The sequence below is a fragment of the Duganella sp. GW822-FHT06D06 genome (assembly GCF_058799615.1).
Genome location: NZ_JBXALQ010000001.1, coordinates 549,045 through 559,415 on the forward strand (window position 1 = coordinate 549,045; position 10,371 = coordinate 559,415).

10 protein-coding genes are annotated in these 10,371 nt (G+C 62.2%); 3 read left to right on the plus strand and 7 right to left on the minus strand.

Features of this window, described 5'->3' with window-relative positions:
- Positions 1–2: 2 nt before the first annotated feature.
- From AC1RMD_RS02575 to AC1RMD_RS02590, 4 genes are all read right to left on the minus strand, one after another.
- Positions 3–1,202 carry an acetyl-CoA C-acyltransferase gene (locus AC1RMD_RS02575; RefSeq protein WP_492923347.1) on the minus strand — a complete coding sequence of 400 codons (1,200 nt, stop codon included), beginning with the start codon at positions 1,200–1,202 and terminating at the stop codon, positions 3–5.
- Entirely contained in the window at positions 1,195–3,018 is a 1,824-nt protein-coding gene (aceK, locus tag AC1RMD_RS02580; protein WP_492923349.1) for a bifunctional isocitrate dehydrogenase kinase/phosphatase, read from the minus strand. The genes AC1RMD_RS02575 and aceK overlap by 8 nt, the downstream gene beginning before the upstream one ends.
- 74 nt (positions 3,019–3,092) lie before the next feature.
- Positions 3,093–4,277, minus strand: a complete 1,185-nt coding sequence (locus tag AC1RMD_RS02585; protein WP_116991384.1) for an isovaleryl-CoA dehydrogenase — start codon at positions 4,275–4,277, stop codon at positions 3,093–3,095.
- A 112-nt stretch (positions 4,278–4,389) separates the two neighbouring features.
- Positions 4,390–4,797 (minus strand): MerR family transcriptional regulator, encoded by a 408-nt coding sequence (locus AC1RMD_RS02590; protein ID WP_492923351.1) that lies wholly within the window; start codon positions 4,795–4,797, stop codon positions 4,390–4,392.
- Between the two features lie 87 nt (positions 4,798–4,884).
- Between AC1RMD_RS02590 and AC1RMD_RS02595 the strand changes: the two genes are divergently transcribed.
- From AC1RMD_RS02595 to AC1RMD_RS02605, 3 genes are all read left to right on the plus strand, one after another.
- Positions 4,885–5,925 carry an MBL fold metallo-hydrolase gene (locus AC1RMD_RS02595; RefSeq protein WP_492923353.1) on the plus strand — a complete coding sequence of 347 codons (1,041 nt, stop codon included), beginning with the start codon at positions 4,885–4,887 and terminating at the stop codon, positions 5,923–5,925.
- 243 nt (positions 5,926–6,168) lie between these two features.
- Entirely contained in the window at positions 6,169–6,576 is a 408-nt protein-coding gene (locus AC1RMD_RS02600) for a hypothetical protein (RefSeq protein WP_492923355.1), read from the plus strand.
- A gap of 248 nt (positions 6,577–6,824) precedes the next feature.
- Positions 6,825–6,995 (plus strand): hypothetical protein, encoded by a 171-nt coding sequence (locus AC1RMD_RS02605; protein ID WP_020703835.1) that lies wholly within the window; start codon positions 6,825–6,827, stop codon positions 6,993–6,995.
- A 30-nt stretch (positions 6,996–7,025) separates the two neighbouring features.
- Here the strand turns inward: AC1RMD_RS02605 and AC1RMD_RS02610 are convergent, their stop codons facing one another.
- The 3 genes from AC1RMD_RS02610 to AC1RMD_RS02620 form a co-directional block, all read right to left on the minus strand.
- Positions 7,026–7,637 (minus strand): UbiX family flavin prenyltransferase, encoded by a 612-nt coding sequence (locus AC1RMD_RS02610; protein ID WP_492923357.1) that lies wholly within the window; start codon positions 7,635–7,637, stop codon positions 7,026–7,028.
- Positions 7,630–7,941 (minus strand): Grx4 family monothiol glutaredoxin, encoded by a 312-nt coding sequence (gene grxD, locus AC1RMD_RS02615; protein WP_492923359.1) that lies wholly within the window; start codon positions 7,939–7,941, stop codon positions 7,630–7,632. Before grxD ends, AC1RMD_RS02610 begins: the two co-directional genes overlap by 8 nt.
- A gap of 81 nt (positions 7,942–8,022) precedes the next feature.
- Positions 8,023–10,371: a Tex family protein gene (locus AC1RMD_RS02620; RefSeq protein WP_492923360.1), complete on the minus strand. Its 2,349-nt coding sequence runs from the start codon at positions 10,369–10,371 to the stop codon at positions 8,023–8,025.

Consider the following 10,371-nt stretch of genomic DNA (forward strand, 5'->3'; position numbering starts at 1 on the left):
GCTTAGGCCAGTTCGATGGCCATGGCGGTCGCTTCGCCGCCGCCGATGCACAGCGCCGCCACGCCCTTCTTGCCGCCGGTGCGCTTCAACGCGCCGATCAGGGTGACGATGATGCGCGCGCCGGAGGCGCCGATCGGGTGGCCCAGCGCGCAGGCGCCGCCGTGGATGTTGACCTTGTCGTGCGGGATGTCGAGGTCGCGCATGGCGGCCATCGGCACGGCGGCGAACGCTTCGTTGATCTCGAACAGGTCGACGTCCTTGCTGCCCCAGCCGATCTTCTTGTACAGCTTTTCGACCGCGCCGATCGGCGCGGTGGTGAACAGGTTGGGCTCCTGCGCGAAGGTGGCGTGGCCGTGGATCTTGGCGATCACGGTCAGGCCCAGTTTCTTGGCGGTCGATTCGCGCATCATCACCAGCGCGGCGGCGCCGTCGTTGATCGACGACGACGAGGCGGCGGTGATGGTGCCGTCTTTCTTGAACGCGGCGCGCAGGGTCGGGATCTTGTCGATCTTGGCCTTGAGCGGGCCTTCATCCTTGTCGATGACGGTGTCGCCGGCGCGGCTGGTCACGGTGACCGGCGCGATTTCCCATTTGAACCAGCCTTCGTTAGTGGCGACCTGCGCGCGCTTGACCGATTCGATGGCGAAGTTGTCCTGCGCTTCGCGGGTGAACTCGTACTTGGCCGAGCACTCTTCGGCGAAGGTGCCCATCGAGCGGCCTTCGCCGGTTTTCTCGTTGCGCGAGTAGGCGTCTTCCAGGCCGTCGTACATCATGTGGTCGAACAGCATGCCGTGGCCGATGCGGTAGCCGCCGCGCGCCTTCGGCACCAGGTAGGGCGCGTTGGTCATCGATTCCATGCCACCGGCGATCACCACCTCGGCGCTGCCCGCGACCAGCTGGTCGTGCGCGAAGATCGCGGCCTGCATGGCCGAGCCGCACATCTTGGACAGCGTGACCGCGCCGGTCGAGGTCGGCAGGCCGGCTTTCAACAGAGCCTGGCGCGCCGGCGCCTGGCCCTGGCCCGCCATCAGGCAGTTGCCGAAGTAGACGTGCTCGACCAGCTTGCCATCGATGCCGGAGCGTTCGACGGCGGCCTGGATCGCGACGGCGCCCAGATCGTGCGCGACCTTGCCGGAGAAGTCGCCCTGGAAGGCGCCCATGGGGGTGCGGGCTGCACCGACGATTACGATAGGATCATTCATTTTCTAGAGTCTCCATAAATGGCGGCTGGATTGCCGCCGGTGGGGTGGTGTGTTGATTGCAAAAACGGATGTGCTGCGGGTACGGGAATACGTCTTCCACATGGCCTTCGAGGATGCGCTGCTTGCGCGCCTGCCACCAGGCTTGCGTCAGCAGATCGCTGTGGTGCTTCATGAAATATTTTCGGATCTTGGCGTTCCCCAGCAGGAAGCGGCCGAACTGCTCGGGGAAGACGTCGTACTTGCCGATCGGGTACCACGGCTCGGAGGCCATTTCCTCTTCCTCCGTGCGGGCTTCCGGGATCACGCGGAAATTGCAGTCGGTGATGTATTCGATTTCGTCGTAATCGTAGAACACCACGCGCTGGTGGCGGGTGACGCCGAAGTTCTTGTACAGCATGTCGCCGGGGAAGATGTTGGCGGCCACCAGCTCCTTGATGGCGTTGCCGTACTCCAGCACGCCGTGCTCGATCTGGACTTCGTCATTGTCGTTGTCGGCGTTGGTCAGCCACATATTGAGCGGCACCATGCGGCGCTCGATGTACAGGTGCTTGATGACGAGCTGGTCGCCGTCCTCTTCCAGCAGCGACGGCACGAAATGCTTGAGCTCGGCGATCAGCTCTTCGCTGAAGCGGTGGCGCGGGAAGGCGACGTTGGAATATTCCAGCGTGTCGGCCATGCGGCCGACGCGGTCGTGGTGTTTGACCAGCAGGTATTTTTCCTTGATCAGCGCGCGCGTGGTTTCCTTGGGCGCCGGGAAGAAATCCTTGATGACCTTGAACACATACGGGAACGACGGCAGCGCGAACACCAGCATCACCAGGCCGCGGATGCCGGGCGCGATGTCGAACAGGTCGGACGAATGCTTGAGGTGCTGCAGGTAGTCGCGGTAGAACAGCGTCTTGCCCTGCTTTTGCAGGCCGAGGATGGTGTAGATCTCGCTGCGCGGCTTGCGCGGCAGCAGCGTGCGCAGGAACTGCACGTAGGCCGACGGCACTTCCATGTCGACCAGGAAGTAGGCGCGCGTGAACGAGAACAGGACCGTGATCTGCTCGTGGTCGAACAGCACGGTGTCGAGTATCAGCTCGCCGTGCTTGTTGTGCAGGATGGGCACGACGAAGGGATATTCCTTGTTGCCGTTGATGCCCTTGCCGACGATGTAGGCGCCCTTGTTGCGGAAGAACAGACTCGACAGCACATGGATCTGGTGGTTGGGCTCGAGCTTGATGCCGCCGAACAGCGTGCGCAGCCGGCCTTCGATCTGCGCCACGTCGCGCGTCAGGTTGGTGAACTTGGTGGCCAGCTGGAAGTTGGTGATGATGCGCTTGAGCGTGTAGTGCAGGCCATCGGTGCCGGGATAGTAGACGCGGTAGGTCGGCGCGATTTCCTCGGTTTCGATGTACTCGGTGGAGACCACCGGGCGCACGAAGATGAATTCGTTGTGGAAGTAGCGGCGGTGCAGGATGTTGCAGCAGACCGAGTTGAAGAAGGTCTCGGCCAGCTCGGGCTGCTTGTGGTCGGACAGCATGCCGATGAAGTGCAGCTTGAGTTCGCGCCACACTTCGTCGGTCAGCTCGGCCGGGTCGTATTCGTCTTCCAGCATCTGCACGCATTCCTGCACGCGGCGGTCGTAGAAGTCGATGCGTTCGCGCGCGGCCTGCTGCGCGGTGCGCCAGGCGCCCTGCTCGAAATGCTGCTTGGCCTGCTGGCTGGTGAGCCGGAACAAGCGGTAGTGCTTGTCGAAACCGTCGCGGATGGTGCGGGCGATGTCGAACGCGATCTGCGAGCGCAGCAGTTTGGGGAAAGCAGCCTGGATCATGGGTCAGCCCTGGTGTGCGTTAGCTGGCTATCAGCGGAATACGGCCGCCGGGCCAGCGCACGCACACGCGATGCTTACTTGGTTTCCGCGAACAGTTCGCGACCGATCAGCATGCGGCGGATTTCGCTGGTGCCGGCGCCAATTTCATACAATTTGGCGTCGCGCCACAGGCGGCCGACCGGATACTCGTTGATGTAGCCGTTGCCGCCCAGCGTCTGGATCGCCTCGCCGGCCATCCAGGTCGCTTTTTCTGCGCTATACAAAATGGCTCCCGCTGCATCCTTGCGCAACTGGCGGACCGCTTCCGGGGTTTTGGCCCGGTCGCAGGCCTGACCGACGGCGTACACATATGCCTTGCACGCCATCATGGTCGAGTACATATCCGCAATCTTACCCTGCATCAGCTGGAATTCGCCGATCGGCTGGCCGAATTGCTTGCGGTCGTGGATGTACGGCACCACCGCGTCCATGCAAGCCTGCATGATGCCCAGCGGGCCGCCGGACAGCACGGTGCGCTCGAAGTCCAGGCCGGACATCAGCACGTTGACGCCCTTGCCCAGGCCGCCCAGCACGTTTTCGGCCGGCACTTCGCAGTTGTCGAACACCAGCTCGCCGGTGTGCGAGCCGCGCATGCCCAGCTTGTCGAGTTTCTGGGCCACGGAGAAGCCCTTGAAGTCTTTCTCGATCAGGAAGGCGGTCATGCCTTTCGGGCCGGCTTCCAGGTCGCTCTTGGCGTAGACCACCAGCACGTCGGCGTCGGGGCCGTTGGTGATCCACATCTTGGTGCCGTTGAGCACCCAGCGGTCGCCCTTGAAGTCGGCGCGCAGCTTCATGCTGACCACGTCGGAACCGGCGTTCGGCTCGGACATGGCCAGTGCGCCGACGTGTTCGCCGGAGATCAGCTTCGGCAGGTATTTTTGTTTTTGCTCTTCGGTGCCGTTGCGCTTGATCTGGTTGACGCACAGATTCGAGTGGGCGCCGTAGGACAGGCCGACCGAGGCCGAGGCGCGCGAGATTTCTTCCATCGCGACGATGTGGGCCAGGTAGCCCATGTTGGCGCCGCCGTATTCCTCGCCGACGGTGATGCCGAGCACGCCCAGATCGCCCATCTTGCGCCACAGGTCCATCGGGAACTGGTCGCTGCGGTCGATTTCAGCGGCGCGCGGCGCGATTTCGGCGGCGGCGAACTGTTGCACGGCTTCGCGCAGGGCGGCGATGTCTTCGCCGTGGTCAAAGGTCAGGCCTGGGAGATGGAGCATGTCGTCCTCATTCTTGTGTTTTGATGGAAGCGTCAATAATACGCCGGTGTGACGTTAACGTAAACGTAAAGCAGCGGTGGCGGTGGACCGCCACGCAATATTGTTATTTTTGTCAGATGGTGGCCGGCCGGGGTTCGCCGATGGCGGCCAGCAGGCGCTTGCATTCGTCCTCGTGGGCGGTGATTTCGGCCAGCGACATTTCGATGTCCTCGCGCTGCTGTTCCAGCGTTTCGCGGTGCTGCGCCAGCACGCCCAGGAAGCGGTTCATCTGGGCGCTGGTGTCCTTCGGCGATTCGTACATGTCGACCAGGCTCTTGATCTCCGACAGCGACAGCCCCAGGCGCTTGCCGCGCAGGGTCAGCTTGAGGCGGGTGCGGTCGCGCGGCGTGTAGACGCGGTTGCGGCCGCCCGCGCCTTCGCGGGACGGGCTCAGCAGGCCCTGGTCTTCGTAAAAGCGGATGGCGCGCGCCGTGATGTCGAACTCACGGGACAGTTCGGTGATGGTGTAAGTGTTGGGCATCTCTGGGTTTGCGGTAAAGTCGTACAATTTCCGTTTACGTCAACGTCAAGCACATTGTAGCGCGCCTGACTTCCCGAAAGTATAAAAATGAACCCGCTCGAACTGCAACTGGACTACCCGCTGGGCGACACCATCCCGGCCACCGGCGCCGTGCACCCGATCGTCCCCGGCCTGCGCTGGCTGCGCATGCCGCTGCCGTTTGCGCTGGATCATATCAATCTGTGGCTGCTGCGCGACGGCGACGGCTGGAGCGTGGTCGACTGCGGCGTCGCCGGCGACGCCACCCGCGCAGCCTGGGAAGCCATCTTCGAAAACGGCCTGGACGGCTTGCCGATCGGGCGCGTGTTCGCCACCCACTGCCATCCCGACCACATCGGCCTGGCCGACTGGCTATGCCGCCGCTGGGATGCGCCGCTGTGGACCACCACCGGCGAATATGCGTTCGCGCGCATGATGTCGGCAGCGCTGCCGGGCGTGGACGGTTCGGCGGCGCTGCCGCATTTCCAGCGCCACGGCCTGCAGCAACCGGAAATGCTGGAAAAGATGGCAAGCCGAAAAAACTACTATCCGACCCTGGTGCCGTCGGTGCCGGCCGCCTACACCCGCATCCAGGATGGACAGTTGGTTGTTATTGGCGACCATCGCTGGCGGGTGATCACCGGCTTCGGCCATGCCCCCGAGCACGCTTCGCTGTATTGCGAGACACTGAACGTGCTGATCGCCGGCGATATGGTGCTGCCGCGCATCTCCACCAATGTGTCGGTTTTTGCGGTGGAACCGGAAGCCAACTCGCTGACGCTGTATCTTGACTCATTGGGCAAGTTTGTTGACTTGCCGAACGATGTATTGGTGCTGCCTTCGCACGGCAAACCGTTCCGGGGGCTGCATACCCGCATAGCCCAGTTGCGCCAGCACCACGTCGAGCGGCTGGCCGAGGTGGTCGATGCCTGCCGCGACTGGCAATCGGCGGCCGACATCGTGCCGATGATGTTCAAACGGCCGTTAGACGCCCACCAGCTTGGCTTTGCGCTGGGCGAGGCGCTGGCGCATTTGCACAAATTGTGGCACGACGGTATCGTGCGCCGTGAAACAGGAGCGGACGGCATCATACGTTTCCGCCTTGCGTAGCGTCGAAAGGGTGGCCGTAAACTAGTAGTGGTGTTATTGTAATAACTTCACTATTTCCACTGAAAACGGCTCCGGGGCATCGGCTCGTTTGACAGCGGGAAACCGAATAAAGTTCGGCACAGGTTCTTGCCCGTGCTTGCACTTACAGAGGATAAAGTGTTAATTATAAAATCCCATCACGTCACAATCAGATCTTAAAAACAAGAGACTGACTTTCATGACGCAACGTGAAATAGTGCAATTATGAATTCTTCTAATGAACGCGAAAGCTTTAGCCAGCGCTTGCAACAGGCTCTCAAAAACGCCCACTACTCCCCCGACAGCCCGACTCGATTGGCGCGGGAATTCAATATACGCTTCGATGGTCGACCGATCACCGTCCACGCCGCCCGCAAATGGCTGGTAGGCGAGGCGATTCCGACCCAGGAAAAGCTGCGCATGATCGCCCACTGGCTGGGCGTGCCGGCCGAATGGCTGCGCTTTGGCGGCGCCGAAGCGGACGCGCCCACTGGCGAAGGCGGCAACGGCCTGTCGCGTTTCGAGTCGGCCGACGTCAAGCTGATCGCGGATTTGCAACGCCTGGACGAACATCACCGCCAGATTGCACGCGAATTTATTCGCATGCTGGTGCGGGTTAATTACCAAAAGTAGTCATTTTAAGTACTACTACGGAGTTATTTTGACCGTTTGTGGCTGAGACCGAAAGTGTTTCCGTGTGAAACTAGTTTCACGGTTTGGCCGGTTTTTGTTCGGATAGGGCGTCCCTCAGGGGGCGCCCTTTTTATTTTCGGGGGCTTTACGAATTGTCATAGTTTCGACACGGATTTGAGGCACAATAGGCAATCAGCCATCGCTGAGCCGCAGCATTTACTTCGGGAGCCAAGCTTTTGAGCCGTCTTATGAAAAGTAACTACAGCAACGTCGCGCAGTTAAAAGATTTGATGACCGTCCCCCCGATGACCGCCGCCCAGCACGCGGAAGTGATGCGCAAGCGCATTGCCCACCGCCGCATGGTCGAGGAAGCACGGGATCTGAAGAAAGCCAGCGGATCGCAGTTCGATAAACGCTAGGCTGGGGGAGCAGGTGCGGTACCGCAGGTCTTAGTTGGAATCGCTGGTCGGCTTCATGCCGTTCCAGCGCGGGGCCAGCGTGTGCTCGATGCCGAACAAATCGATGACCCGGCCGACCGTGTGGTCGACCATCTCCGCAATGCTTTGCGGGTTGTGATAAAAGCTGGGCAGCGGCGGAAAGATGATCCCGCCCATTTCCGTCACCGCCGTCATATTGCGCAAATGCGCCAGGTTGAACGGCGTTTCCCTCACCATCAGCACCAGCCGGCGGCGCTCCTTGAGCACCACGTCGGCCGCGCGCGCGATCAGGTTGTCCGACAGGCCATGCGCCACCGACGCCAGCGTCTTCATCGAGCATGGCGCGACGATCATCCCATCCGACTGGAAAGAACCGCTGGCGATCGAGGCGCCGACGTCGCGCACCTTGTGCACCGCGTGGGCCAGCGCTTCGACTTCGCGCCGCTGCAAGCCGGTTTCCTGGTGCAGCGTGAGGACCGCGGCATCCGAGACGATCAGATGCGTCTCTATGCCGGAGGTATGTTGCAACTGTTGCAGCAGACGCACGCCATACACCGCGCCGGTGGCGCCGGTGATGGCGATAATAATCCGCCGGGCCACGAGAGGCCGCGGACGATCAGGCATCCAGCAGGGCCTTCAGTTCGCCGGACTCGAACATCTCGTTCATGATGTCCGAACCGCCGATGAACTCGCCCTTGACGTAGAGCTGAGGAATGGTAGGCCAGTTCGAATAGTCCTTGATGCCCTGGCGGATTTCAGGATCTTCCAGCACGTTCACGGTTGCAATGTTCTCAACGCCGCAGGCTTTCAGGATCTGGATGGCGCGGCCGGAAAAGCCGCATTGTGGGAACTGGGCGGTGCCCTTCATGAAGAGCACCACAGGGGTGCTGGTCACGGTTTCTTTGATCCAGGTTTGTACGTCGCTCATAGCTGCCTCAGTGAAAAGATGTAAATAGATGCCGTCATTTTATAAGAAAACGCCGGCAGCGGTATTTTTACTGCCGGAAGGTCAGCCGCGCAGCTTGGCGAAGGCGGCCGCCATGCTGCCGCCGACCGGCTCGGACTTGGCGGCCTGCTTCTGGTGCTGGCCCATGCTCTTGCGGTCGTTGCGATCGCCGCGCTGCTGCGGCTGCGAGCCGGCTTGCGGCGCGCTGTCGCTCAGGCGCATGGTCAGGGCGATGCGCTTGCGCTTCTCGTCCACTTCCAGCACCTTGACCTTGACCACCTGGCCGGCCTTGACCACCGTGTGCGGATCCTTGACGAAGGTGTTCGACAAGGCCGAGATGTGCACCAGGCCGTCCTGGTGCACGCCGATGTCGACAAACGCGCCGAACGCGGCCACGTTGGTGACCACGCCTTCCAGGATCATGTCCGGGCGCAGGTCGCGGATCTCTTCCACGCCGTCCTTGAAGGTGGCGGTGGTGAACTCGGGACGCGGATCGCGGCCCGGCTTCTCCAGCTCCTTCAGGATGTCGCTGATGGTCGGCACGCCGAACTTGTCGTCGGCGTACTTGGCGGGATTGAGCGTCTTGATCAGCGCGGTCTCGCCGATGACGGCCTTGATGTCCTTCTTGATGTCGCTGAGGATTTTCTCCACCAGCGGATACGATTCCGGGTGCACCGCCGACGCGTCCAGCGGGTTCTCGCCGCCCATCACGCGCAGGAAGCCGGCCGCCTGTTCGAAGGTCTTGTCGCCCAGGCGCGGCACCGCCTTCAACCCCGCGCGCGAGGTGAACGCGCCCTTGATGTCGCGGTAGGACACGATGGCTTGCGCCACCGAAGCCGACAGGCCCGACACCCGCGCCAGCAGCGGCGCCGAGGCGGTGTTCACATCGACGCCGACCGCGTTCACGCAATCCTCGACCACCGCGTCCAGCGAGCGGGCCAGCTGGGTCTGCGAAACGTCGTGCTGGTACTGGCCGACGCCGATCGATTTCGGATCGATCTTGACCAGCTCGGCCAGCGGATCCTGCAAGCGGCGGGCGATCGACACCGCGCCGCGCAGCGACACGTCCATGTCCGGCAGTTCGCGCGAAGCGAATTCCGACGCCGAGTACACCGATGCGCCCGCCTCCGAGACGACGATCTTGGTCATTTTCTGATCGGGGAATTGCTTGATCAAATCCTGCGCCAGCTTGTCGGTTTCGCGCGAGGCGGTGCCGTTGCCGATCGAGATCAGCGACACATTGTGCTTGGCGGCCAGCTTGCCCAGGGTGTGCAGCGAGCCGTCCCAGTCGTTCTTCGGCTGGTGCGGGTAGATCACGGCGGTGTCGACCACCTTGCCGGTGGCGTCCACCACCGCCACCTTGACGCCGGTGCGCAGACCCGGGTCCAGGCCCATGGTGGCGCGCTGGCCGGCCGGCGCGGCCAGCAGCAGCGCCTTCAGGTTGGTGGCGAAGACATTGATCGCGTCCAGCTCGGAACGCTCGCGCAGCGCGCCCATCAGTTCGGTTTCCAGGTGCATGAAGCTCTTCACGCGCCAGGTCCAGCGGGCGGTGTCGCCCAGCCATTTGTCGGCCGGACGGCCCTGGTTCTTGATGCCGAAACGGGCGGCGATGCGGCCTTCGCACGGATTGTGCGGCGCGTCCCACTTCGGTTTTTCGGCTTCGGTGTCCAGCCGCAGCGCGACATCCAGGATGCCTTCGCGGCGGCCGCGCAACAGCGCCAGCGCGCGGTGCGACGGCACGGTGGCTATGGTTTCGGAATAGTCGAAGTAATCGGCGAATTTTTCGCCTTCGTCTTGCTTACCTTCAATAACCTTGGATTCGACAATGCCATGATCCAGTACGTATTCGCGCAAGGATTGCAGCAACGTTGCATCTTCGGCAAAGCGTTCCATCAGGATCTGGCGGGCGCCGTCCAGCGCGGCCTTGATGTCGGCCACGCCGGGATTGTTGCCCTCGGCGGTGGTGAAGGCGTCGCGCAGGAATTTGTTGGCTTCCATCTCCGGGTTCAGGTCCGGGTTGTCCAGCAGGCCGTCGGCCAGTGGCGCCAGGCCCGCTTCGATGGCGATTTGCGCTTTGGTGCGGCGTTTTTGCTTGTAAGGAAGGTATAAGTCTTCAAGACGGGTCTTGTCTTCCGCGTGCATGACAGCATCTAGCAGTTCCGGCGTCATCTTATTCTGCTCGGTGATCGATGCCACAATCGCGGCGCGGCGGTCCTCCAGCTCGCGCAGGTAGCGCAGGCGTTCTTCGAGCAGGCGCAGTTGAATGTCGTCCAGGCCGCCGGTGGCTTCTTTCCGGTAGCGGGCGATGAAGGGCACCGTGGCGCCTTCGTCCAGCAGGGCGATGGCGGCGGCAACCTGTACCGGTTTGCAAATCAGTTCCAGGGCAAGACGTTGTTCGATTGAAGGCAACAT

Excerpts from the sequence above, each read along its gene's own strand:
- AC1RMD_RS02610 (WP_492923357.1), bottom strand. The coding sequence starts at position 7,637 with ATGCCTGATCGTCCGCGGCCTCTCGTGGCCCGGCGGATTATTATCGCC.
- AC1RMD_RS02590 (WP_492923351.1), bottom strand. The coding sequence starts at position 4,797 with ATGCCCAACACTTACACCATCACCGAACTGTCCCGTGAGTTCGACATC.
- grxD (WP_492923359.1), bottom strand. The coding sequence starts at position 7,941 with ATGAGCGACGTACAAACCTGGATCAAAGAAACCGTGACCAGCACCCCT.
- AC1RMD_RS02575 (WP_492923347.1), bottom strand. The coding sequence starts at position 1,202 with ATGAATGATCCTATCGTAATCGTCGGTGCAGCCCGCACCCCCATGGGC.
- AC1RMD_RS02620 (WP_492923360.1), bottom strand. The coding sequence starts at position 10,371 with ATGTTGCCTTCAATCGAACAACGTCTTGCCCTGGAACTGATTTGCAAA.
- AC1RMD_RS02595 (WP_492923353.1), top strand. The coding sequence starts at position 4,885 with ATGAACCCGCTCGAACTGCAACTGGACTACCCGCTGGGCGACACCATC.
- AC1RMD_RS02605 (WP_020703835.1), top strand. The coding sequence starts at position 6,825 with ATGAAAAGTAACTACAGCAACGTCGCGCAGTTAAAAGATTTGATGACC.
- AC1RMD_RS02600 (WP_492923355.1), top strand. The coding sequence starts at position 6,169 with ATGAATTCTTCTAATGAACGCGAAAGCTTTAGCCAGCGCTTGCAACAG.
- AC1RMD_RS02585 (WP_116991384.1), bottom strand. The coding sequence starts at position 4,277 with ATGCTCCATCTCCCAGGCCTGACCTTTGACCACGGCGAAGACATCGCC.
- aceK (WP_492923349.1), bottom strand. The coding sequence starts at position 3,018 with ATGATCCAGGCTGCTTTCCCCAAACTGCTGCGCTCGCAGATCGCGTTC.